The 25,483-nt window shown below is 43.4% G+C and carries 16 protein-coding genes, 1 pseudogene and 1 riboswitch; of the genes and pseudogenes, 7 read left to right on the forward strand and 10 right to left on the reverse strand.

Features of this window, described 5'->3' with window-relative positions; genetic code table 11:
- The first annotated feature begins 379 nt into the window (after nt 1-379).
- On the forward strand, nt 380-1,240 hold the full coding sequence (locus tag ABWT76_RS10210) for an SH3 domain-containing protein (protein ID WP_072160739.1): 861 nt from the start codon (nt 380-382) through the stop codon (nt 1,238-1,240).
- Nucleotides 1,241-1,408: 168 nt separating this feature from the next.
- On the forward strand, nt 1,409-2,227 hold the full coding sequence (locus ABWT76_RS10215) for an SH3 domain-containing protein (RefSeq protein ID WP_054466280.1): 819 nt from the start codon (nt 1,409-1,411) through the stop codon (nt 2,225-2,227).
- Between the two features lie 89 nt (nt 2,228-2,316).
- Here ABWT76_RS10215 and ABWT76_RS10220 read toward each other — a convergent pair whose 3' ends face one another.
- The 6 genes and pseudogenes from ABWT76_RS10220 to ABWT76_RS10240 all read right to left on the reverse strand — a co-directional run bounded on the left by ABWT76_RS10220 (nt 2,317) and on the right by ABWT76_RS10240 (nt 10,260).
- Complete coding sequence (locus ABWT76_RS10220; RefSeq protein WP_231636758.1) at nt 2,317-3,828, reverse strand: TolC family protein; 1,512 nt, start codon at nt 3,826-3,828, stop codon at nt 2,317-2,319.
- A gap of 147 nt (nt 3,829-3,975) precedes the next feature.
- Entirely contained in the window at nt 3,976-5,382 is a 1,407-nt protein-coding gene (locus ABWT76_RS10225) for an ABC transporter substrate-binding protein (RefSeq protein ID WP_354636033.1), read from the reverse strand.
- Between the two features lie 95 nt (nt 5,383-5,477).
- Nucleotides 5,478-5,597: pseudogene (locus ABWT76_RS30665) on the reverse strand (transposase); the annotation flags it as partial.
- 69 nt (nt 5,598-5,666) lie between these two features.
- Nucleotides 5,667-7,127 carry a TIGR04222 domain-containing membrane protein gene (locus tag ABWT76_RS10230; RefSeq protein ID WP_197285281.1) on the reverse strand — a complete coding sequence of 487 codons (1,461 nt, stop codon included), beginning with the start codon at nt 7,125-7,127 and terminating at the stop codon, nt 5,667-5,669.
- Nucleotides 7,128-7,842: 715 nt separating this feature from the next.
- Nucleotides 7,843-7,977 carry an IS1 family transposase gene (locus ABWT76_RS10235; RefSeq protein ID WP_082348846.1) on the reverse strand — a complete coding sequence of 45 codons (135 nt, stop codon included), beginning with the start codon at nt 7,975-7,977 and terminating at the stop codon, nt 7,843-7,845.
- A 936-nt stretch (nt 7,978-8,913) separates the two neighbouring features.
- A complete protein-coding gene (locus tag ABWT76_RS10240) occupies nt 8,914-10,260 on the reverse strand; it encodes a 1-acyl-sn-glycerol-3-phosphate acyltransferase (RefSeq protein ID WP_054466278.1) in 1,347 nt (448 codons plus the stop codon).
- Between the two features lie 1,302 nt (nt 10,261-11,562).
- Between ABWT76_RS10240 and ABWT76_RS10245 the strand changes: the two genes are divergently transcribed.
- On the forward strand, nt 11,563-12,735 hold the full coding sequence (locus ABWT76_RS10245; protein WP_072160738.1) for an ammonium transporter: 1,173 nt from the start codon (nt 11,563-11,565) through the stop codon (nt 12,733-12,735).
- 83 nt (nt 12,736-12,818) lie between these two features.
- Here the strand turns inward: ABWT76_RS10245 and ABWT76_RS10250 are convergent, their stop codons facing one another.
- Nucleotides 12,819-15,836: an SBBP repeat-containing protein gene (locus ABWT76_RS10250; protein ID WP_354636034.1), complete on the reverse strand. Its 3,018-nt coding sequence runs from the start codon at nt 15,834-15,836 to the stop codon at nt 12,819-12,821.
- Between the two features lie 339 nt (nt 15,837-16,175).
- Between ABWT76_RS10250 and ABWT76_RS10255 the strand changes: the two genes are divergently transcribed.
- From ABWT76_RS10255 to plsY, 3 genes are all read left to right on the forward strand, one after another.
- Nucleotides 16,176-16,571: an element excision factor XisI family protein gene (locus tag ABWT76_RS10255; protein ID WP_354636035.1), complete on the forward strand. Its 396-nt coding sequence runs from the start codon at nt 16,176-16,178 to the stop codon at nt 16,569-16,571.
- A gap of 165 nt (nt 16,572-16,736) precedes the next feature.
- Nucleotides 16,737-17,342: a Uma2 family endonuclease gene (locus tag ABWT76_RS10260; RefSeq protein ID WP_054466275.1), complete on the forward strand. Its 606-nt coding sequence runs from the start codon at nt 16,737-16,739 to the stop codon at nt 17,340-17,342.
- A gap of 120 nt (nt 17,343-17,462) precedes the next feature.
- On the forward strand, nt 17,463-18,134 hold the full coding sequence (gene plsY, locus ABWT76_RS10265; RefSeq protein ID WP_354636036.1) for a glycerol-3-phosphate 1-O-acyltransferase PlsY: 672 nt from the start codon (nt 17,463-17,465) through the stop codon (nt 18,132-18,134).
- A 79-nt stretch (nt 18,135-18,213) separates the two neighbouring features.
- Here the strand turns inward: plsY and ABWT76_RS10270 are convergent, their stop codons facing one another.
- The 3 genes from ABWT76_RS10270 to ABWT76_RS10280 all read right to left on the reverse strand — a co-directional run bounded on the left by ABWT76_RS10270 (nt 18,214) and on the right by ABWT76_RS10280 (nt 23,166).
- Nucleotides 18,214-19,371: an aminoglycoside phosphotransferase family protein gene (locus ABWT76_RS10270; RefSeq protein ID WP_354636037.1), complete on the reverse strand. Its 1,158-nt coding sequence runs from the start codon at nt 19,369-19,371 to the stop codon at nt 18,214-18,216.
- A gap of 158 nt (nt 19,372-19,529) precedes the next feature.
- On the reverse strand, nt 19,530-21,614 hold the full coding sequence (locus tag ABWT76_RS10275; RefSeq protein WP_054466272.1) for a cation:proton antiporter: 2,085 nt from the start codon (nt 21,612-21,614) through the stop codon (nt 19,530-19,532).
- Between the two features lie 283 nt (nt 21,615-21,897).
- Nucleotides 21,898-23,166 (reverse strand): bifunctional sterol desaturase/short chain dehydrogenase, encoded by a 1,269-nt coding sequence (locus ABWT76_RS10280; RefSeq protein ID WP_054466271.1) that lies wholly within the window; start codon nt 23,164-23,166, stop codon nt 21,898-21,900.
- 423 nt (nt 23,167-23,589) lie between these two features.
- Nucleotides 23,590-23,722, forward strand: a riboswitch (cyclic di-AMP (ydaO/yuaA leader).
- A 371-nt stretch (nt 23,723-24,093) separates the two neighbouring features.
- On the opposite strand from ABWT76_RS10280, the gene ABWT76_RS10285 reads away from it, so the two are divergent.
- Nucleotides 24,094-25,440 (forward strand): ArsB/NhaD family transporter, encoded by a 1,347-nt coding sequence (locus tag ABWT76_RS10285; protein ID WP_231636757.1) that lies wholly within the window; start codon nt 24,094-24,096, stop codon nt 25,438-25,440.
- Nucleotides 25,441-25,483: the final 43 nt, after the last annotated feature.

The following is a 25,483-nucleotide window of genomic DNA, read 5'->3' on the forward strand; positions in this document are numbered from 1 at the left end:
GATCGCAGGCTGGCGATCGGCAGCCCGATGACCTGTACAGCGGCTCGCTGTTTGGTTAGCACAAGGTAGAAAGACTAGCAGCTAAAATTTTTTCAATCCCGGATTTAAACTTCATTATTTTCTCAGAGCTTACCCAAAATTGTGGCGAAAGCGATCGCCCTTCCAAACTTTCTCAGGGTTTTTCCGGAGTGGTCGGACTGATAAAGCAACATTGTATAAGCATCCATGAGTTAGGATCGAGATAAGGATCGGGATTAAGATCGGGATTAAGATCGGGATTAAGATCGGGATTAAGATCGGGATTAAGATCGGGATTAAGACTGGTTGGTCAGAGCGATCGCCTGGTTTAGGAAGTCAATCTATTGAGGTTGGGCAATCTATGAGTCATCACAACACTGTATTTTTAATGTTTGCGGCTACGGCGATCGCCGGAACCGTTGGCGGGGTAATGGTGGCACTGCAATCGCCGCGATCGCAGCCGGAAGACAATTTCCCTTCTTCCCAAGCCCAAATCTCTGAGTCTTCAACCAGTAAAACCCCCTCACAGAGCAATCCAGAGACTTCAGGTACTTTGACCACACCCACATCAGCACCCACATCAGCACCCACATCAGCACCCACATCAGCACCCACATCAGCACCCACACCTACGGCGAGACCTACACCAACCGCAGCCGCCGAAACCATCCCTCCGACTGTCGTCAACCCACCCACCCAGGGCTGTAAAATTACCCAGGCAGTAGTTGCTGACCCGAATCCGCCATTGAATGTTCGGTCTAGTCCTCGCGTGACGGATAATAATCAAGTTACTACGTTAAAAAATGGTACTTTTATTTCTGTAGTTGGTGAAGAAAATGGCTGGTTTAAGATAGATCAACCTGTGCAAGGATGGGTGTCTAAAAACCGGACAAAAAGCAGTTGCTCCGACGTAAGTAAAAGGATTCAGTTTCCCAAAAATGGAATTTCTGCGATCGTCAAAGGAGAAATTATTGGTGGGGGGAGTCATCAGTACATTCTCAGGGCTGCCGCTGGGCAAACAATGGTGGTTGAGAAGTTAAATGCCGATAGTGTATTTCCCACTATTATTACTCCCAAAGGACAAGTTTTAGCGGGCGATCCTTACACCGATAGCAATCGAAGCTTATGGTCTGGAAAACTGCCTTTTAGTGGAGATTACTACTTGGATATGAATTCTAATTTTAAAGGATTTAAATATGATTTTATGGTTGAAATTAGGTGATATTATTGCCATATATTCTCTTTCAAAAAAAGCCCTAAATTATCAGACAAAAATTTAGCGTTTTCCCCCTAAAAATAGTTTTTTAGGGAAATACTATAAGACTGAGATACTTCAGCAACGAATAAAATTATCAAGCGTCAAAGCTTTAAAGAGAGTTTGGATACTGTTATGAAAAATTATCACAATCAAACCACTACATTTCCATCTACTTGGCTGCAAAAGGCCGGAATGATTTGCTTAACCGGGATGCTCTGTTTAGCCTGCGCCCCGACGACACCCCCACCGACCGCCAATCAGGTAACGGAAACTAATGGAGCCACGGAGACTAATGAACCGACTGCGGTAGAAACCACTCCTGAGTCAAGTCCGCCCGTGCAGGTGGCACCAGCGACGGTGCCGACGAATCCGCCGATGAATAGACCGACCACCGCCTCAAATGCGGTCAAGGATACTTGTAAAATTACGATGGCGATCGTCTCGGATCCCAATCCGCCCACGAATGTCCGTTCTACCCCGGAGGTGAGGGACGGTAACATTATCGGTCAGGTGCAAAATCGCACTCAATTGTCCGTAGAGGGGGAGCAAAACAACTGGTTTAAAGTGCGTACCCTGGGGAATGAACCCCTGGAAGGTTGGGTGTCCAAAAATGTGACGGAAAGCGGCTGTAACCAAAAGACTCAGAGGATTACGATACCCAGTAATAGTAATTCGGTGACGATTCGCGATCGCTTCATCGGTACTGGCAGCCATGAATACACCATTAGCGCCCAACAAGGTCAGACCATCACTGTGACGGCAAATTCTGGGCCATTTCCCTTTATTTTTGCCGCCAGTGATGTGAATCGGCAACGAGAACTGAGCAACCAAGGAGGTGCTCCCGGTCCGATTAGCTGGAGTAGTCAAATATCCACCAGTGGGGATTATGCGATCGATCTAGAATCTAATTTCCGAGGGTATGAATATTCTTTTACCGTTGAATTAAGATAAAGAACAAAAAACCGGGTTTCTGAATTAATTTTGTGGTTGTTGGCCAAAAATTTTCGCAGAAACCCGGTTTCTGGTTTGGGAAATAAAAGTTACAAACTAAAAGTCGTCTCCGGCTCAAAATTAGTAATCGCTCGTTGCATCGCCGCCTGGGAACGATTGTAACCGAGAATTGCCCGGACTAAATTTGCTTCAGCACGGGTTAATTCTGTATCCGCATCGAGCACGTCAGTTTGAGTTCCCACCCCGGCTTGAAATCGCAATCGGGCTAATCGTAAACTTTCCTTCGCTTGCTCTAAAGCGATTTGAGCGGTTTCAATATTGCTGCGATTAGATTGCAAATTAAAAAACGCTTGTTCTACTTCAAAGCGGACTTGGTTACGCTGGTTAGCAAACCGAGTTTCGGCAATTTCCATATTTTTTTTCTGTTGCCGGGCTCTGGCACTGGAAGCCCCCCCATCATAGAGGTTCCATTGCATCCTCGCCCCAAAAGCCAATGCCCCTTGTCTGGTGGTAGAATCTCCAGAAGTAGACAACAAAACATCGCCACCTTGATTCACCCAACTGTATTGATAATTGCCAAATAAATCCACTTGCGGGCCTAAATTTGCTAGGGCGGCACGCCGTTGGAATTCAGAAATATCTCTTTGGACTAATTGCTGTTCTAGTTCGGCTCTATTTTTATAGGCTAATACAATACTTTCTTCCAGAGATAAAGACCAATCTTCTACAGGTTTGACTGGATCTCCGGCAACAATATTTAAGGATTGGGGTAAGCTGAGAAGCTGTGCTAGTTGTCGCCGAGTAATTTGTTGCTGAGAAATTGCCTGGTTTAATTCTTGCTGGGAATTTGCCAGTTGAACTTCGGCTCGGATGACATCAAAGCGAGTGCCAACTCCAGCCCGTTCTAAGGCTTGGGCATCTGCCAAACTTTTTTGGGAACTGTCTACGGAGGACTTGGCAATGCGAACCTCTTCATCAGCTTGTTGAAGGTCGTAGTAAGCTTCGGTGACATTTAATCTAAGCTCAGACATGATCCGTTCCACTTCTAGCTGATTTAAGCGGATTTGAGATTCTGCGGCTTTGATTTGTGCGGAGCGACGACCAGAGGAAAACAGATTGTAATTTAATTCGACGGTGCCATCTAAAGAGGTGGTGTTGACATCTTGATTAAATTCATCATTGTTGACCTCTCTGGTGCCATTCTGATTAGTTCTGACTAAATTCGATCGCACCGATAAATTAGGATAGAGTGCGGCTCTGGCTTCTCGCAATTCGGCTTCGGCACGTTCTAAGGTTAAACGAGTTTCTTCCAGTTGGCGATTATTCCGCAGGCTTTGGGCGATCGCCTCTGCTAAAGTAATCGGATAAGTTTCCGTAATTTCTACTTCTGCTGGCAACGTGGGAAACTGTAACGGGTTAGGATTGGGATCCAAAAAGTTATCCTCTCTAGTTGGTTGAGCCTCGTTAACTTGAACTAAGTGCAAAGTTTCTTCTGATTCTGGGATTGGGCGATCCTGGGGAGTTTTACCCAAATCATTGCCCAGAGAACTGCTCAATAAATTGGTCTGAGCCACAGTAGACTCCATCGAAGATAGAGCCATTACCGCTCCGATACCCACAACCATAAATAATGATAGAAAAGAAATCCGTTGGCGACCAAACAACCCTCATCTCCTTGCTTGCTATTGATGATTATCCCGAAAGTATCCTATAGCTAATTGTAGCCGAAAACGCACCGGGTTAAACCATCAAGGAAGTGGATTAAAATAATAATCCAATCCCCTCGATCGCCTTCCTGCTTCAACCTTAACCAATTGTAAGTTGTGATTGCGATCGCCAGAATTAGACGAAAAACGAATATCTCCGCCGCCCCCCTTAGCCGAAAAACCCGGTTCTGATAGTGTCCTTTGAACTCCCCGGCGGCTAGAATCTCCAGAAATACCAGCAATCAAGGCTTTAGTGGCATCATAAGCCATAGTAGTGCGCCAGTTAATATCACCCCCCCATAACTGAGTCGCCGCACCGGCAAACTCCGAATTAGTGTGGCTAAGAATATGCCAGGGAATAGCCACCACCATCCCTTCACTATCGCTTCCCACCTCTAGAACTTCAGGTTCGTAGAGACTATCTCCCCCCAACACAGGCAACTTTCTCTCATTAACACGCACCACCTGTAAAGCCCGAGGAACAGTTTCCGTATCAGCCAATAATACGATCGCCTCTGCTCCCCGTTGTATAGCTGATTCTACCGCATCAAAGCTATTAAAATTCTCCTCAGCCAGATTAATCTCCGTCACCACAGCGCCGCCATACCCATATAAAGCCGTAGTAAACTCATCTTTGAGAGAACGACTATAACTACTATTCTTGTTATAAAAAATAGCCGCCTGCTTCAGACCCAGGTACTCTACCATATATTTTGTCAGGGCATTAGCCGTAAAGCGATCGCTAGGAACAGTCCGAAAAATGAAATCCCCCGCCTTAGATAACTCTATCGACGTACTGGTGGGAGAAATCGCCACCAACTGACCCTGTTCATAAACCTGGGATGCGGCCAAAGTCACATCACTAGAATAATGCCCCACCACCCCCAAAACCTGGTCATCAGCCACTAGAGACTGAGCCACTTGTTGAGCCACACTAGGGTTGTTAGCATCATCAGCAATCACCACCCGCAGGTTAACCCCGTTAATACCCCCCGCTTGGTTAATTTCATTTTGAGCCTGAGCCACTCCCCGCAGGATTTCCTGGGCTGTATTTTCCGCCGTACTGATAGGAACAGAAACGGCTATTGTATAGGACTGTCCACCGCCAATGCGGGCATTATTGAGATAAATTAGGGCTTCTGGATCATTGCGATTTTGTTGTAGGGAGGCTTCCAACTTCGAAACCGCTCTGGGATAATTTTCCGCCGCGATCGCATCAATTCCCTCCTGTTTCGCCGGGGAAGTTGTGCTAGAAAACAATAACTGTTGCCCACCACTGATCTCCCTGAGTCGAGCGTCATCCCTAGCTGTTGGGGAACTGGGAGATGGTCTAATGTCTGCCGCTGTTTGTGATTGCCACTGGGTAAAGGCAAAATACCCAACTGCTAATAATCCTCCCGTAAGCAGTAAGGTGACAATCAGAATGGCTGCTTTGTTCTTTTGAGACATACTGTTTCGTTCTTTTGAGACATGATGAAGCTGATTCATTTAAGCTGAACATTCCCAAACAGATTGATTGACAATGCTTCGACTGTAACTATAGTAATATGACAAGGCGTTTCTTTAACCCACTGAGGTAGATCGGATTGCATTACCAGATTTCGCAATTTCAATTTGCCCGTGGTAGTTGATTGACGGTGTATAGCTATGGCTTGATTTCTACATCAGCAATACCTTTGCCACACCAAAAGCGGCTTTAGTCAATCCGTTGCACCAGAATTGTTAGACGGCTGTCAACCACCACAGCCACCACAACCACCGCAACCGCCACCACCACCGCCATCACCACCGCCGCCACCACCGCCATCACCACCGCCGCCACCATCAATAATAAATAGTTTCTTTAAGTCAGCAAACATATCGTTTGGTAAAATTGCCATACCGAAAAGAGCAAATGCCAGGGGAAGGTGAGGATCTGTATGACTAACGACTGTTGAGCGCACGCGGGTACGGAGATCTTGTAGGACTCGATCACCATAACGACTGCGATGTGCGGGAGTCAGCCAAAAGCCTAACCCAATGATAGCCACAACGATACACATCATCAACAAGTAACCAACTGGCTTCCCACGAGAGATCCCCACCAAAATCTTGGTAATACCTAATCCTAATAGACAAGCTATTAAGAGTGCTGGGTAAGTTTGGGCTTTGGAGGATTGGTTTCGACTCACTAAAAGATCAAGCTGACGCAATTGATCCCGAATTACATCTATTGCTATTGCTTGAGTAAGCCCACTCCGAACTCTATCAATACGTCCGTCTGATGCAATAGCATTCGCAACTGCTTGCTCTACAGGGTGAGAAAGCTCTTCTACAGATCCCTTCAAAGTCAGGATTCGTCGTTCTTGCTGTGCAGTTACACGCCCCTTTTGGACGAGGCTAGCAATCGCAGTATCCACAACATGATTTTTACCTTTAGCAAGGTAGGCAGCTTCGTAAGCATCAAGAGATACAGTCCGTTTTACTAGATTGCCATCAGGTAAACGCAGATAAGCTCGGAGGCAAGATGCTAGGAATACAGCAACAATTGATAGCTGGAAGTAGAAAGTCAAAAATTCCGAACCTGTAAAGTTTAATGGATTGGGAATAATAGATATTCTTTGGCAGCCAGTGACGGCGGATGCCAAAGTCAATACAAGAGATAGGATTACGACTTGTCTAAGTTGCACTTTGGGTAGGCAACTCAAAGATAGCTTTGGAACAACCCAGTTTTGATGGGTGTTCACCCGAATAAAGTGTAAATCTCGCCCAAATCGGTGTTTGGGGTCAGGCCAAATATCGGCTGGAGGGATCTGATCAAAAAACTGCTTGTAGCTTTCTAATGTCCTGCTATACCAGTCATCAAACTTCAACTGCTCGGATAAGCCTCCGCGAGTTGGATTATGATGCAATGGAGTTTGTAAAACTTTTGGACAAAACTCTTGCCAGTATGATCGCGTATAACTCAGATGTAAATGCCAAGCTTGATCAACCTGATCGGATGGCGTTACCGGATGTTCTGCTACAACAGCTAGAAATGTAAATTTTTTGTATTCCTCAATCACTCTCTGAGTATAGATCAACGACCAGCCGTTATACCTTGCCAACCGTTTGCTGAAAGATAATTGAGTATCTGGTTGGTCGAACGAAAATGCCTCAATTCGTTTGTATAGAGCTATTTGTTGAGAGTTCATTTTCCTCAATTGTTTATCCATAAACCCTACCTCTTGCCCGAAACGTAACACTGAAAAGCATTGCTACTTATCTTCCAATACATCGCGGGAATTGTCAATGAGTCAAAATACTGCTTTTGCTTTAGAAAACCGTTTAGTGCTGCATACTCAGGATATTATGAGTTGCTTTAATAATTAAAAAATGCGTTACTATTATAAGTGGTAAAATATATTTTTTAAAAAATTTATACTTATTTAAAATAAAATAACTTTTGGGTTGTTTATATATTATCTTTATTAATAGTATTATTAAAATCTTAGATAAATTTGTTAAATAACTATTTTTGGCTACATAATTGTGTTTTTTGGTCTAAAAATGGTCGATAATGCTTGCAAAAAATCTGTGTAAATAACAGCAAATTGACGGTAAACAGGGGGTAAATAATCCCATGATTATTTAGATCACAACTCATATATGCTGCCAATAAACATCCCAAAAAAAAATTATAGGATCTATGTATGCCCAGCAAAATTAACTATTTATTACATTACAATATTTTGATACAAAAAAACATATATTATCACATTTTTTTCTTAATAAAACTATTTTTGATCATGTGACATTCACAAATCGAGGAACTAATGCTAATTTTTTTCTAGACGTAATATTGTAACCATCTCGGAGACACCCCGTTGGATCGGGCTATGCCAGCCAAAGATATCTTTTCTAAGAAAAGTTTATCTATCATTTCTTTTTTTATGGCGATATAGGTTGGTGTCTAGTTTCAAGCACAAAATGCCTACTACAGTGCTTGCATTTAAAGTTTTGCTTCCCGCTGGAAGTGTAGCCATTTTTCACAACATTTTTAGAACCGCATCGGGGACAATTCATAGAAGATCAAGTTATTATTTTACTAAATGATTATATCCAATTTTCCTGACTATGCACCACTACCGAAAACCGAAACAAAGCGGCTTAAACCCTTACTATTTCAAATTTACAAGGACTTTTCTGACGGATTTTGAGGGGTCTATAATTTCAAAATGAGACCATAACTCGTAAAACGGGGTTTTATCCGTCGGTTTTCCGCCGCAAAATATGGTCACAACCAAACTGAAACCACTAACCCATATTCGTACAACTCAAGCCACAACAGAACCTCCCCAGTTTCAAAGCGTAGCGAAATGATTTCGAGGGATTACCGTTCTTGAAAAGTAAGGAACTCACAATCACATTTGTATCGAAAACGTAACGTGCTCTGCCGATGCGACCGACTGCAACATTGAATATGGGTTCGCCACAAATAGGACATTTCCAGTTTAGGTACTGAGCGATTTCATAGTTCCGGGTTGTTTTTCTCCCAGTAGCTCTTACCGTATTTCTGGTGGCGTTTTTCCGAATATTCCTTGAGGTTTGGATCGTCTGGTGACGCATCCCCTTTGACCCTCTTGCTCCTTCTAACTAACTTTAGTCTGCCAGTTTAGGCTGCTTTCGGTGCCTGCACTCCGCCTGTTTCGTTACCTACTTGGGCGTGGCTATACCATTGTTGGTACTTTCCGCGAGGGCGGGGGGTGTGACTCCCCCGGTAGGGCTGACCCTACTTACCAAAACGACCAGTTCAGGTCGCGCCTTTTTACTTTTTACTTCAAGACCGCGATCGCCCCTGCCCCTCCCTATGAGTCATGACGTTGCCTTTTCATCGACACCGTTAGCATTCCTATACCACCAATTTAATGACCAACGCCTCCTCAACCAATTCTGGTTCTGAGGATAAACCGTCTTGGCCGGAACGACTTTTGTACCGTCTTGTTCACACTCCCCAACCCTTTAAATCATCCGTTCCAAGGCCGTCTGTAAATCAGCGGTCAGATTAGCCACCGCCCCTCGGCGACTGGTTTGATAAACATCCCAACGTTCGGAAACCGAAATCGGTTCCCCTACAGTCATTTGAACTTTTTGTTTGCCCAGGTTGGGACGTTTGTTGATTTTTTGTCCTTTAATGCGATTCATGGTTGCCCAAACCAGTAAAGTGGTTTCGGCAAAGCGCTCAAATGAAGGGTTTTCTTTGACATAGCGACCTGTCACCGCCACAAAACTTTCCACTAAGCGCATATGCCACATCCGCAGATTCGCTTCTTCAGCGATGCGATCGGCAAGCGATCGCTCAATGGGACACAGACTCTCTACATCAGGAATGTCTTCCCGATAGATGCAATCCCACCCCGCTTGTTCCAGGCGACGGCATCGGTCAATTAAGCCCCCTTTGGGCTGGACATCAAAATATTTTTCTGCCACATTTAAGGCCACATCTAAAATGGCTTTCAGTCGTGTGGGCAATTCGTCATTTTCACTGGTCGGTAAATCTTGATGATAGAAGCGTTGGTAAAAGTTTTCCATTAGCGAGAGTAATCGATTGCCCACGCGAATTAGACGAGGGTATAGGGTGGCGGCAGTTGGCGGTGAGGGCGGAGTCAAATCAGTAATGCCACAATCCGCTTCCATTTCCGTTAAGAGTTCTGCCACCGCTGACCAGTTGTCTTGGAGGTAGTGATATTTAATCCCCAGGGGCAGAATCCAGACTTGTTCATTGCGGTTGGCTTTGAGTAAGTCTTCTACACACCAAAATCCCATAAGAGCAATTCCCGGTTCTAGGGGACTGATAATTTCATTGTGACCGTTGGTGCCTCCTTCGGGAGAGGCGGCGATGGGAAATTCTCCATTGGCAAAGAGTTCTCTGGCAGTTTTTAATCCCTGTCGATCCAGTTTGCCCCGATGAATGGGAATGCCACCGAGTTGAGAAAACAGCCAGCCCACTTGAGATCCAGCCCACAAGGGAATCCCTCGGTCATAGATAAAGTGGGAATGAATCGGGGCATTGAAGGAGATGTTTTGTTGTTTGGCGGCTTGGGGGACAAGGTGCCAGAGTAGTTCGGCGATCGCAAATGGGTCATGGGTACTCGGATGCCGAAAGGCGATTAAAAAACGAATCTTACCTTGTTGAAATTGTTGATAAAGCTGTGCCAAAGTTTCTAGATTTTCCCCTTGGATATTCGCGATCGGGGTCTGAAATTTCCGCCATCCAGGCAATAAAGGTGTTACAACTTTGAAGACCGACAGATTGAACTTTGGGGCAATAAATTCTAGCGGCGGTTGAACTTGCTCGATGTTAGGCATGATATCATGTCCGGTTGAATAGTTATAAATAAATAGGCTACATCTCAATCAAAGCAGAAATGAGAATTGTGGTAACTTTTTAATGGTAAGATATAGTTATTTTCATTTGCCAAAATTGAGCCAATGCTGGGGGTTGCACATTAGTGGGATGATTTGGCGGCAGGGGGCGGTGGGTTTGGCTTGGTGAGTCCCCCCGGTGGGTGCGATCGCGGTGCCCTTCCCCTCTTGGGGTTTTGGCGTAACCACCGCCTTTAGGAATTCCCCCTACAAGATCATCCCTAAGATCATCCCTTAATTTTGCTTTGCAACGCCGATTTGTTTATAGTCTGGGGAAAGTGACGATTCGCCGATTAGCGATTTTATCAATTAATCAACAATTAGACTATTTGATTGATTGGTTGAGCAAAGGGGGCTTTACCATAACAGGAATATATCACCGAAATTTATCACCTAAATTTATCACCTAAATTTATCACCCAATTGGTATCACCCAATTGGTATCACCCAATTGGTATCACCCAATTGAATATGATTGTTTGTTGACTCGGTGAGAGTTACCTGACTTTTTCTGATAATCTGCTCACCCTGTCAGCCAAGATCGCAGATTTAAACTGACTTGAATTCCCAGCCAATGTTATCAGGCGATCGTTTTTGTAATTAATTAATAATTCAGTAATGTTTTTTTACAAAAAAAATCTTGACAAGAGAAAATATTGTGATGTACACTACAGACTATCAAAAAGTTCTTGAAGAACCAAATAGCCTTGAAGCATTCTGAAATATAGATTTCCCACAAATAGGATTTATGCCAAATAGCATAAGCCCTGTCTGTCATAGGAATTCCTGAGTAGTTGCCCCAGAAATAGACGGGGATAAATCCTCACAAAATAAGGTTCTGGTCAGCATAAAAATAGCAATTTGTTTGATTGCCACTGTAATCAAATTAAATCTAACAATTGGCCGAATGGCTACTCACCAGAAAATACTAAATAATTTGTCATAAATTTGTCAAATTGTCAACATTTGTCAACAAAATCAAAGGTAAAACTTAGCAAATTTGATCGCGATCATCCCTGTAATGGTTAAGCCCTTGGTGAAGAAAAAATCAATGACAAAAGAGATGACAATAACGATGACAAAAGAGATGACAAAAGAAATGACAAAACATTAGGTTTCGCTCATCTCTATATGGTTAAAACCCTTAGAAATTAGTAGTTTTTTGCTTTACCCCCAAGGGAATTGAGCGGCTTTCCGGCAACAAACAACTCAATATCAGTCAAAATAATTCAAAGGAGAACCAGAATGAAGAATATAAAACGTATGGCAGTTTTATTCTTCTTGTCGATCTTAGGAGTCCTCTTAGTTAATCAAGTCGGATATGCCGCTACCAATGACCTATCCGCCGTCCTTGAGGTACAAAAATATTATCGATCGCTGCATATTTTGATTATGGCGTTGGTCGGGTTTGGCTTTTTAATGAACTTCATTAAAACCTACGGACGATCTGCCGCTACCGCCACTTATTTATTAGTCAGTATTGGCATTCCCCTTTATATGTTTATTAATGGGTTTGGCATATTTGGGGAAGCGCATACCCTAGAAATCGATAAGTTTATTTTTTCTGAATTTGCTACGGTGAGTCTGTTGATTTGTGCTGGGGCAGTGTTGGGGCGGTTAAAAATGCCACAATATTTATTATTGGGCTTACTATTTATCCCTCCCTATATGGTGAATGAATGGATCGTGTTAGGTGGGGGTTTGGGTCTAATTCCTCAAGGCAGTTTTGTGGATACGGGCGGTTCAATTGTGATCCATGCTTTCGGCGCATTTTTTGGCCTGGGTGTGTTGTTTACTATGACCACCAAAAAAGAATTCGATCATGCCATGCCGGAAGATAATGTGAGTGAAATCTTCGCTTTGTTAGGCAGTATGGTGTTATGGGTTTTTTGGCCGAGTTTTTGTGCGGCTTTAGTCCCCGAAGCACAAATCCCAATGGTGGTTTTGAATGTGGTCATGGCCCTTTGTGGGGCAACTTTATCCACTTATATTGCCACCGTTTTGTTACGCCATAAAATCTCCGTGATTGATATTGCTAATGCTACTTTAGCTGGCGGTGTGGCGATCGGTTCGGTGTGCGATCATGCGACAAATCAAACTGCTTTGATGATTGGAATTTTCGCCGGTATTTTATCTGTAGTTGGCTTTGCCGTGATTCAACCGAAATTAGAAGAATTGTTGCAAAAGAAAGATACTTGTGGGGTGATGTATTTACATGGTTTGCCCGGTTTATTTGGCGGATTGTCGGCCATGTTTGTGGTATCAGGCATGAATGTGATGGCGCAAATTATCGGGATTTTTGTTTCCTTGGCGATCGCCTTAATTGCGGGTTTTGTTTCTGGCAAGATTCTGGTGCTTTCCGGTCGTCGCATTGAACCCTATATCGATGAAGAAGAATTAATCGAAGCCGATTCTTAGACTAAGATGAGAGGATGAAAAGAGTCTAGATTTACCGGGGCAAAGCATGATGCTTTGCCCCTTTTTTTGATTTAACCAATTATTTAACCAATTCCCGGACGACCTTCTTGGAAGCCAAAGCGAATATAATGTTCAAAGCCACTGCGTAAACCACCGGCAGCCACCACTGCTGCCACATCTGGGTTATCCGCTAAATAGAAAGATTCGTCATATCCAGGACTAACTTGCCGTCGTTGTGTTTCCCCAGCAAAGGCAAAATGTTCAAACCCACTATTAATCGCACCAGCAGCTAAAGCTTGGGCTACATCTGGGTTAGATTCCACATAGAATCGGTCATCAAAGAAACGATTAGGATTGCGCCGTTCAAATTGTCCCGCAGTGATGTAATGTTCATAAGCACTTTTGAATGCACCACCGGCTACAGCGGCAGCAACATCTGGGTTGGTAGCCAAATAAAACACCTGATCGAAGAGCACTAAACGGCGATCGCGCCCTTCCGCGAACCCAAAGCGATTAAAATGCTCAAATCCACTTCTTAAACCACCCGCCGCAACCACTTGGGCGACATCAGGATTTTGGGCTAAATAGAGATTTTCGTTAAATAATTTACTGGGGTTGCGGCGTTCTGACTGACCGTGCAATAAATAATGTTGTAATCCGTTGGGATAAACTCCTGCGGCAACGGCTTGGGCAACATCGGGATTATTGGTGAGATAATAATTTTCATCGTAGAACAAGGATAATAAACTTAGGTTTTCCTTGAGGACAAATTGAGTGTAACTTTCAAATTGATTGGGAACTGGGCCGGTTTCTGGGGGAATTTTGACGATAAATCCGTCGCCAACTCCCCGTAAAGTTCCTTGAAAAGGTTGCTGGGTGGGGAAGTCGGTAGAGTTGGTAAATCCCGCGAGATAAACATTGTTATTTAAATCCAGCGCGATCGCCTGTCCAGAGTCAATATCTCCGCCACCAATATAACTGGAATAGCGTAAAGTTTTCCCGTCCGGGGCTAACTTCAAGACAAACGCATCCCGGTTGCCCCCAAAGGTGGGTTGCAAGGCATTCAATCGGGGAAAATCACTAGAATTTGTCGTTCCAGTCAGATAAACATTATTTTGATTATCCACCGCGATCGCCTGCCCTAAATCCGTACCATTGCCGCCTAAATAAGTGGAATATAATAAAGCATCGCCCCTTTCACTTAACTTAGTGACAAACGCATCATCATATCCGCCAAAAAATGTAATTTGAAATGGATTTACCAAGGGAAAATTTCTGGCACTTTGGGGGTTGGGGGGTTCGGAAGCAGCAAAGGGTTGCCCAATGTTTGATAACCCCGTTTTTCCGGTGACATAAACACTGCGACTTTGGTCAATGGCGATCGCTAATCCTTGATCCACATCTCCCCCACCTAAGTAGGTCAAAAAAATCGCATTTCCATTGGGGTCAAACTTACCCACAAACGCATCAGACTGTCCGCCCAAGGTACTTTGCACCGCAGCAACTACCGGCAAATTTTCGGATTCTGTCGCCCCAGTCACATATATATTGCCGCCATTATCTGTCACAATGGCTTCGCCAAATTCGCGATCGCTACCCCCTAAATAGGTAGAAAAAATTAACCGGGTGCCATCCACAGAAAACTTGGTAATAAAAGCATCTTCATCCCCATCTCTTTGATTATCAAGGGCATTTTGCCCCGGGAAATCTGCGGATCTGGTTGTGCCAATTACCGAGACACTGCCGGTATTATCCACGGCAATTCCGCCCACATTTTCCACCCCGGTTCCGCCTAAATAAGTAGAATAAATTAAGCGACTGCCATCTTCTGATAGTTTGGTGACAAAAGCATCGCCCCCAAACTCAGGGGCAATCCCATCCGCAGAACTTCTTTGAAAAGCATTCAAAACCGGGAAATTTCCTGAAGTCGTGACTCCACCAATATAAATATCTCCTGCATTATCCACCGCAATGCTTTTTGCCGTTTCATTCCCACTGCCACCGAGGAAAGTAGAAAAGACAACCGCTGAACCATCTACAGATAGTTTGGTGACAAAAGCATCCCCATCAAAAGCCCCACCACCAAAGCGATTTTGGAAGCTAAATTGGGTGGGAAAGTCCGTAGAATTTGTCGAACCTGTAACGATAATATTGCCCGCTCGATTAACCACAATATCGCTCACAGAATCCCGGAGACTGCCGCCAATATAACTAGAATATTGAATTGTCGGGTCAATTACTAGGGTGTAGTTGGGATTATATTCGCTAATCTCAAATCTAACGGTATGGTTTTCGGTTAAAATATATTGGGCGGGAATATAAATTTTTTCCCCATTAATTTCTTGGTAAACAATCGGGGCATTTTCCACTAATTCCCCAAAGGGGGTCATTAATACCAGTGCCCCATCTTCCCGTATGCTGATATTTTCTACGCCAGAATATTGCAGCCAAATTTGACTGGGGTCTGCCCCCGGTTGCACAATAAAGTCACTCTTGAGTTCACTGTCTAAGCCGCTATATTTTAAATCGATGCCGTTGTATAGTTCTTGATAAATTAATCCGGCATAATTTGGCACATTCGTCACCCAGTTTTCCGGGTTTTCGCCTTTGATAAAATTGCTGACTCCCGGCAGGGAATCTAGAAAGTCAATCTGGGTATTTTTATTCGCTCCAGGAAAAGTTAATTGGACTAAGTTAGGCAGCTTTTCAGACTGCCATTGATCCGCAGAATTAAATAATATTTTATCGGGAGTAAAAGCGATCGCCTGTTTTGCTCCTTTGACCACCGAATGCACCGTGGGATCGAATTGTCCCTGGTTAGCAATAAAACTTAATGGTAGCGCTTGGAGGTTTAACCCTTCCCCAGTCACGGGATCTGTAGCGTCGGTTGCCGGATTTTCCGGCAGAGGTTCGATTGACGGGTCAACGGAAGGCAAACCGGAAATAGCGGTCAATTCCTGACTCGTTGGTTGCAGTATCGCGGTAATCGTGTCTGGGACAATTTGGTGGGCAATTCCTAACGGAGTTCGGGAAATCTTGCCACCGTTGATTTCAGGGCTGATTTCAGGGCTGATTTCTGTGGTGAAATCAGTTGTAAACAAATCCAACCCCGTTAATTTTGGATTTAACCCATTTTCGTCACTAAAAAAAATCCCCTGCATAGCTAACTCTCAAGCGCAATGTATTGTGCAAATCGCGTAAATGCGATCGGCGATTTTATCCTAGCACAATCATCATCATAGCGAATCATACCGAGTCGCTGTTTAGGGTGTAGGGTGTAGGGTTTAGGGTGTAGGGTGTAGGGAAGAGAAGAGAGAAGATAGAAGAGAGAATTTTCATCAGCCTTCTCTTTCCTCTTTCCTCTTTCCTCTTTCCTCAGATGGGCGATCGCACAGTAATGATATACTGAAAAACAAAAAATCAAAATTCCCAATGCCAAAATGCCTCAACATGACCTGTATCACGACGAAGTGAAAAATGCTTTAAGCAAAGATGGCTGGACAATTACAATAGAACATTACCGTAATATCATTATCCAGCTTCTCGAAAAACACGCCCACCATAAACCAAGTCATGGAGAAATTGAACCCCTATTACTTTGCGATCGCATCGCCGATAATTACTTATTGTTGGACATAGGATGGGATCGAACGGGACGAGTTCACTCTGTTGTATTGCATTTGCGAATAATTGAAGAGAAAATTTGGATTGAGTTTGATGGGACCGAAGGAGGAATTGCTTTAGAACTATTAGAATTAGAAGTCCCTAAATCAGATATTGTTTTAGGATTTATTCGCCCAAAAAGTCGCCATTTAACAGATTTTTCTGTGGCGTAATTCAGATATTAAGGGGCGATCGCTCATCCGCTGCCCATCCGTCAAACCATCCGTTGCCAAATTCGGGGCAACCACCGCCATCGGATTGCCCCTACCAGCCGTTGCCTGTTTAACTTTGCTATTATAAAAACATTCACCAAATCTCCAGTAAAAACAGTAAAAACTATGACTATAGCCACTGCTAAACGGTTTACAATTGAGGAATATCATCGCCTAATTGACCTGGAAATGCTCCAAACAGACGATCGCACTGAATTAATTGAAGGAGAAATTATCAAAATGGTTGCTAAAGGTAAACCTCATGCGGTTTGTTGTTCGCTGTTAAATCGAGAAATATTAAAATTAATCGGCAATAACGCCATAGTTCGATGCCAAGACCCAATAATGCTGTCTAACTATAGCGAACCAGAACCAGATTTAGCGATCGCCCGCAACCGCGATGATAATTATTTGGCCAATCATCCTACTCCCGAAGATATTTTATTAGTCATAGAAATTGCCGATTCTTCTCTGGAATACGATCGCGAAATTAAACTCGGTCTTTATGCGAAATCGGGAATTAATGACTATTGGATTTTCAACTTAATCGAAAATCAACTAGAAGTTTACCGCCATCCCTATCAAAAATCCCAAAGTAACAAATTTGACTATCGGCAAAAGCAAATATTTCTCCCCAATGAAACCGTTATTTTACCCGGTTTAGGCGATGCTATCCTGGACTTGGCGAAAGTTTTCCCCCATGCCAATTTTTCAGCAGCCATAAATCAATAGTCCACCGGAACGGGTTAAAACCTGTGGCTACAAGCCCAAAAGCTGCCACGAGAGGATATCCTGGTAAAATCTCCTGGTAAAATCAATTAATCAGTAGAAACAGAAAAGGCAATTTTATTTATGATGAATTGGGTAATTTTCAATCTATCTTTGTTTTTGGCCGCTTATTTATTGGGGTCAATTCCCACAGGCTATTTGGTCGGACGCATCTTCAAAGGAATCGATTTGCGGCAGGAAGGGTCGGGTTCCACGGGGGCAACTAATGTGTTGCGAACCCTGGGCAAAGGGCCTGCAATTTTTGTTTTGTCGGTAGATGTGTTAAAAGGAGTGGGGGCGATCGCCTTAGTGAAATGGGCTTATTACCTGGATATCACCTCTAAACTTGCCCCGTTGCCCATTCTCGAAAGTTGGCTACCCTGGATGATTACAGCGGCTGGATTATTAGCGGTGGTCGGTCATAGTCGATCCATTTGGTTAGGTTTTGCCGGGGGTAAATCCGTCGCCACCAGTTTAGGGGTTTTGTTAGCTATGTCTTGGGTGGTTGGGTTAGCAACCTTGGGGGTTTTTGCCTTATCTTTGGCTATTTCCCGAATTGTTTCTTTGAGTTCCATTGCTGGGGCGATCGCGGTTTCCGGAATCATGTATGCGACCCATCAACCTTTGCCATTCATCTTATTTGCGATCGCCGGAGGAATTTATGTAATTTGGCGGCATCGTAGCAATATTCAACGAATTCTCGACGGAACCGAACCTCGGATTGGGCAAAAATTAGAAACAGCAACTAACGAGTAGTGATTGATTACTGGTGATTGGTTATTTAAGTTCCATAATCAATCACCAATAACCAGTAAAAACTAACCCGTAAAAACATTTACTGAGAATGACGAAAAAAGTGTAAATAAGTAGCCACTTGAATTAGTAATCGTTGCAGATAAAAAGAAACCGCCGACTCGGTTTGCCCCTGCCAGTGATTACCCCACTGCTTGCCCCACTGGTTGCCCCACTGGTTGCCCCAATTTTCCCGCAATAGGCGATCGCTAATAGCTTCATAAAGAGACACCAAAGTTGCGGAGGCAAACTCAAAAGTAGAGACTAATTGTTCCATTGGCGCATAAATCGTCCAAGGGGCTAAATAGGCATTGCGAATCCGCGATCGGGCATCGGTGACATCGGGCAAATCTTTAGAAATCTCATATAAAAACCGAATCAAATCAAAAAACGGATGAGAAATACAAGTATCAGACCAATCAAAATAGACAAAACCTTGGTCACGCAGATAAATATTTCGGGGAGATAAATCCCCATGCACCAACGTATCAGGGATATTCAGTTCCCGGAATTGTTCAAGGACTTTTTGCAGTTTCGGTACAAGTGGTAATAACTGCAATAATTCTCGATTTGCCAATTTTTTGCCATAATTCCAGGGGAGGCGAAGCCTTGGGTCAAATAATCCCTCCAGGGTTTTAGCGATATGTTCTACTCCTAAATCTACCCAACCGCAGGCAATTAAATCCGAGCGATGTTCTATAGCCGAAATCTGAAATTTAGCCCACTGATGTAACGCTGCTTCCCAGTGAAAAATATCGCCCATATTTTCCAGAATTTCCCCCTCTATTTCTCGCATTAAAATCCAAGATTTATCAGGGCAAGTGGCCAAAACTTCGGGAATATTTTGCCGGTATCGTTGCGCCAAAATACGAGTAAATTCAGCTTCTTGAGCAAACAGGGGGGATGAAGCTTTAAAATAAATCATCCCCTCAGTGGTGGGCACTCGTAAAATAATCGCCAATGCCCAATTCTTAACTACTTCAATTGGCGCGATCGCCTTCAACCCTTGACGTTGCAGTTCTGTTTGAATCCAGCTTTCTGCCGCATCAAACCACCCCGGTTTTGCCCAAGGTATCTCTAATTGAGGCAATAAATTACCTAAATTTGCTGTTGGCTGATTCGGTAAAATTTTTGTCAATTGATGCCCTGATTTTTGCGCCGATAAATCCCCGAAAAACGCTGATAATCTAGATTTTTGCATTGATCGTAAAGCGAGTTACAGATTATACCCCAATAAACTGGGTTTTTGGCAAATTGGCTTGTCACCCAGATAGGATTCCCAGGAATTAGGCCAATATTATATATATAGCATTTTTTGGCCAATAAAAGCATGATTTCCCCTGGATCAAAAATTGATTTCTAATTGAGATTAGGAAAATGAACCACAATGGTGGCAATATCTGGTTTAAGGCGGACGATCGCCTCTGGTTCGACTAATCCATTGGATAATCCAAACGCATGATACTGATGGGTGCCGGAAGTTAAGATTAATAAATCATCAGCGGTCAGCATTCTCGTAACTTTCATGACAAAATTGTCCTGGATTTCTTGGATGGGCGTATTCTCACTCAAGCCTAAAGTTGCCAAAGAAAAATCTGGATTGGATGCCCCAGTAACGATGATTAACAAATGAATTTTGGCCTTGAGTTCGGCGGCGATGGTTTTAGCAATTTCTAAAGTTTGTTGGAATTCCCAGGATACAGTTTCGGTCTGAGTTAACGCTAAAAAGACTCGGGCAATATTCTTAATCGGTTGGGGACAACGAGTAATTAAAACCGGGACAGGCGATCGCCGGACAATTTTATCGATCGTGCTACCAAAAAAATTTTCCTTATAAGTGGAATAGCCTTTCCACCCACAAATCACCAAACTAGCATTATGTTCTGTGGCACTGCGAACAATTCCGCGAGCGATCGCCGCATCAATGCGACCAATGGGTTCAACCTTAACTGTGGCTGCATGAGCAGCTTGTTCCGCGATCGCCAATAACTGACTCTGCTTAATTCTAGCTTGGGGAGAAATCCTGTCGTTTTTATCAGAAAGAACGTGCAGAGGTAGCAACGTACCTTTAGATTTTTTCGTCAGCAAAATTGCCAACTGCAATAAATTATCTTCCGTATTAGGGTTAGCCACTGGAACTAAAACCCGGTCGGACAAATTTTGCTGTTTGTCGCTGACCACCTTTTCCTCTGGTTTAACCTCTTTGCCCCACCGAGCAATCACCCAAGGAGAACCGACGCAAGTAAATAGAATCATGCCAATAATTCCATTTACCGTTAATTGATCTACTAATTCAATTTTATACGCCACCGTAATTGCGGCCAAAGTAGCCGCCGCTTGAGCACCGGAAAGACCAAACATCACCATTATTTCGGGAAACTTCCAGCCAAAAAACTTTCCTGAACCCCAAGCAGCCAAATATTTTGCCAGCAATTCTGCCCCAATCATTACCGCTGCCACTAAGAGCGATCGCGGTTCTTTAATCAGAATCATCGGGTCAATTAACATTCCCACCGAAATCAGGAAAAACGGCACAAATAGCGTATTGCCGATAAACTGAATTCGATTCATCAAAGGACTTAAATTAGGGATAATTTTAGTAATGGCAACTCCCGCCAAAAAAGCCCCAATAATTGCCTCAATTTCAATCAACTGAGCCAAATAAGACACGATAAATAACGTAGCCATAACAAACGTAAATTCTGCCCCTTCATCATGGCCAAACCTGCGGAAAAACCAGCGGCCAATTTTCGGCACTCCCCACAAAGTTGTCACAGTATAAATGGCTAAAGCGGGAATGAGAAACAACCAAAAACTCAGAGTTAAATTGCCCGCCTTCGCTTTAACAATCACCGCCAAAACTAACAAAGCCAAAACGTTCGTAATCAGCGTTCCGCCTAAAGTGGCTGTCACTGCTGGAGTCCGCATAATGCCCAAACGACTAGCCACCGGCAAAGCCAGCAGGGTATGGGAAGCAAAGCAAGAAGCCACCAAAATTGCCGCCAACCAACCATATCCCAGTAACAGCATCGCCACTGTCCCCAAAACCATCGGAATTGAGAAAGTTGCCAAGCCGAAAATAATGGCTTTATCGGCATTTAATTTCAGATCGTCTAAGCTAGTTTCTAGACCGGCTAAAAACATCAGAAATAGCAATCCTACGGTGCCTAATAAAATGATGGTGCTATCTCTTGCGAGTAATCCTAACCCATAAGGCCCGATAACTATTCCCGCCAAAATTAAGCCCACAATACCCGGTAATTTTAATCGTTCAAATACCAGGGGAGCGATCAGCATCATCGCCATGATGATCAGGAAAATCGCCACCGGGTCTTTGATGGGATCGGATAAAATTTGCGCCAAAACTTGCGCTAAGGGAGTTCCCACAAAAATCGTTGGGAACCCGTTGGTGTTGCTTGCTATTAACTGCCAAAAATTACTCATCAGTTAATTCCTTGTTAAGTTCCCAGTTTTGGTTTTTACCATTATTATTGTTATTTTATAACATATTATTTATTTTTTGACAATGTTATCTTGATTTTTTATAGCTTTTTGTTAATTATTAATAGGCTAATTTTTTTGATTAGACCTTTATTTTACTACCCCCTTCAAACCGCCACCGGATGAACGATACTTTTGCAATAATTCTAATGTAGGGGTTTGCATATCCAAACCCCTACTGGGTTATTTCTATAAGAGAAACTTAGTTCCTCTGTCACCTACAATTCTACGGAGTAATTTTGACTGGGTTAGTTTCATCGGCAGTTGTCACTTTGGCGGCTTTCCGGGTGAAGAGTTTAAAGTAGGTGCTGACAAAAAATTCTTTGATGGGAAAGGTGATAAAGGTCAAAGGATTGATGGTGACAATGATATTCCGAGTATCCGCGATCGCCTGTTTCACGATTTGTTTGGCTACCCAGTCCGCTGACATAATGCCAATAGGATTGAGGTTACTTTTAAACGGGCCAAGAATTAGTTTGCGAATCACGCAAGGACTGTCTAAACGCCGCAGGGTTACTAAGTCCCCCAGGGTGCGTTTGCTGAGTTCATATAAGGGACTAAACGCAGGATTTGATTCCGCTTCAGAAGTATTCACCCAAATTTCTTTGCGGGCAATATCTTCATTAGTTTTCACCGTGGTGAGAAATAGTTCCAGGAGTCGCCAAGCGGAAAAGGCGTTAATTTCATAACATTGCGCGATCGCTTCTGGGGTTCTTTCCCCATGAACATTCATGCCGTGATTGATTACCAAAATATCCACTTTTTCTAATACTTTGGCTAACTCGGATTCTTGACCCGCTTGCCAAGAAATCGTTTTTATCGGCAATTCTTCCCCATTAATATTCAGAGTCAGGGTTTGATTGCTAGAAGTCAGGGCGATGACTTTTGCCCCCGCTTTTTGTAACTGAAATAAGAGCGATCGCCCCAAAGTTCCAGAAGCCCCAGTAACGGCGATCGTTTTCCCCTTCAAAGAAAGTGCTGTGCCCATGATTCGATCCACCAAAGTTAAAGTACCGCAAAAATAAGCATTTTGGTTATCAAAATGATGTCGCCAGTGATAAGTTCGATTGACCAACCAGTGAGACGGTGGGGCAAGAAATGGCCCAGGAGTATGGGTTAAATCCGTCAATTCATCGGCCCCTTCTAACCCCATTCCCCGGGCGATCGCGCTTGCCAAAAAACTCAAAGTGTACAAACAACCCACCAGGGCAAACCATTGGTGTTCTGGGGCAGCAAAATGCGCCACCACCCACAAAAATAGGCCAAAACTCAGCATCACCAAAGCTTCTGGCACATCATTGCGCCAGTGGGCGTCGCGATAAATTCGCTCGCTAACCGGCGTCAGATCCGGACGAAAAACCCGATGATGCCAGACGTGCAAGCGATACAGAGGGGGAAAAATATGGCTGACAAAGTGATAAAGGTCTCGCACCAGTTCCGCGAACAAAACCGAACCGAAACCCCAACTGGCGCTGACGATCCAAAAATTCATCATTTTTATGCACTTCCAAATTCAAACATTGAAACAAGGTCTTTACACAACTTTACAGTCAAACTTGAAATCATTGATAGGAAAAGCCAAATTTCCGGGTAAATCAGAAAGCTAGAGGGGATTCGGCGTCGAATATTAGACTTCTTGCTTTCATTCCAAAAAGCCCCTTTTTAAGCGGGCGTGGGGGGATCGATCCAGGATGAAAGCTTTCTTGTCTATCTAGTAAAACCAGCCGCGATTCATCCTGACTTACTTGAGAATTGCTCTTAATCAATTTACTATATGGGCAAAATCTTGCCCACGCTTCTAAATTTAAAGAAAAGCCAAAACACCATTGGATTGAAGTTATGTTGAAAAAAAAATTTTTTTATGCTAGACTTATCCCCTAAGTAAACAGAATAAGTCAGCCTAGTTCCTTAGCTTTGAAAAATCTGAACGCCAAGGAGAGGAAACGGGGGAACCAACCTTGGGGCGTATCTCTAATATTTCAAGTATTTAGAGAAGAAAAACTCTCATTTCTAGCCCGTCAGCTAACCCCGGCGGCATTGGGAGAGGACTGGTGAATCAGCATTTAAAAAAATGTTTTGACTTCATTCAGTGACTCAGTAAATAATGACGACGCTGTAAACCTAAACTGGATTGAATTGGAGTCAATTTATGATTTTTACATCAAAAAATGAAAAGCCTAGCAATATTTCTGAAGATTAGCGATCTGGTCAGGAGATTAGAGTTAAACAGACCGGCTTAAAGTCAACATATTGTTTAGAACAAAATGCACAAATATTTGTGGATCCAATCATTGAATTGAATCAATACCTAGAAAATGATGATTAAACAATTATGGCTAATTTTCGCGTTTTCGCCAACAGGTTGAGACTGGGGGTTTTTCTAGTCAGCCAATCATGCACTCATCACAGCGGAGCATAATTTATGAACTTTATAGAAATGAATTTACCAGCGGTGATATCCCTAGCCACGTTTCTTGGGGTCATTGGGATTATTATTTCAGAAAAAATCCATCTGACAGTGGCCGCTTTATTGGGAGCATTAATTTTGGTCTTTGCCCATGTAATGACCCTGAAAGAAGCGATGAGTTACATTACCCAAAGCTATGCAACTTTGGCGCTTTTTTTTGGGGTGATGGTCTTAGTTCGGGCGTTTGAACCAACGAAAGTATTTGAATATATCGCCACTCAAATGGTAATGATTGCCAAAGGCAGTGGCAAGGTTTTATTACTCGCAGTCATCGGCATTACCACCCCCATTTGTGCGGTTTTACCCAATGCCACAACGGTGATGTTGTTAGCGCCTTTAATTCCGCCAATGGCTCAGGAAATTGGGGTAGATTTTGTGCCATTACTCATATTAATGGTCTTTGTCGCAAATAGTGCCGGTTTATTGACATTGGTGGGCGACCCAGCGACATTTATTGTCGGCAGTTCGATTAATATGAGCTTTAATCAATATTTAGTTAAACTAAGTTTTGGCGGACTGCTGGCAGTTTTGTCCGTATTGGCGATCGCTCCTTTTCTATTTCGGAAAATCTGGCAGACAAAATTTGAACACTTAGAGGACTTACCCCATCCGAAAATTAATCATCCCAAGGTGTTAATGTTAGGCGGAGTGATCGTGGGGATCGTCTTAACTTTCTTTGTAATTGGAGAATCTTTACCCATTCCCATTGACCCCGCATCTGTTGCCCTCTTAGGCGCAAGTTTAGCCCTACTATTAGCCCATCAAACTAAAATTGACACAGTGCATAATATCCTCCGAGATGTAGACTGGAGTACCCTAATATTTTTCATGTCCACCTTTGTCTTAATTGGTGGATTAGAAAAAACCGGAGTCACCAGTCAACTGGCTAAAATTTTAGCGGCTGTGATCGGGAATAATATCGCTCTGGGGTCATTAATCTTAGTGTTTATAGTCGGGATATTATCTAGTGTGATTCCCAATATTCCTTTGGTAGTGGCAATGGTTCCCCTGCTGAAACAATATATCGTCAATATTGGCATGGTCGGGCCAGAAATTCTCGATCCCAACTTTTCCGGTAATTTTCCTCCCGAAGTTTTACCCTTATTTTATGCCATGATGTTTGGGGCAACTTTAGGGGGAAATGGCACTTTGGTGGGAGCTTCTTCTAATATTGTTGCTGCGGGTATTTCCGAACAACATGGTCGGGAGATTTCTTTTCATAAGTTTCTGCGCTACGGTTTGCCTATGATGGCAGTGCAGTTAATTATTTCCGCCATCTTTATTGCGGGGTTATTGTCATAGTCAAATGGGAGGATAGAGGATAAAACATAAAGGATAGAGCATA

It is taken from the genome of Planktothricoides raciborskii GIHE-MW2, from assembly GCF_040564635.1.
In the GTDB taxonomy this organism is placed as follows: Bacteria; Cyanobacteriota; Cyanobacteriia; order Cyanobacteriales; family Laspinemataceae; genus Planktothricoides; species Planktothricoides raciborskii.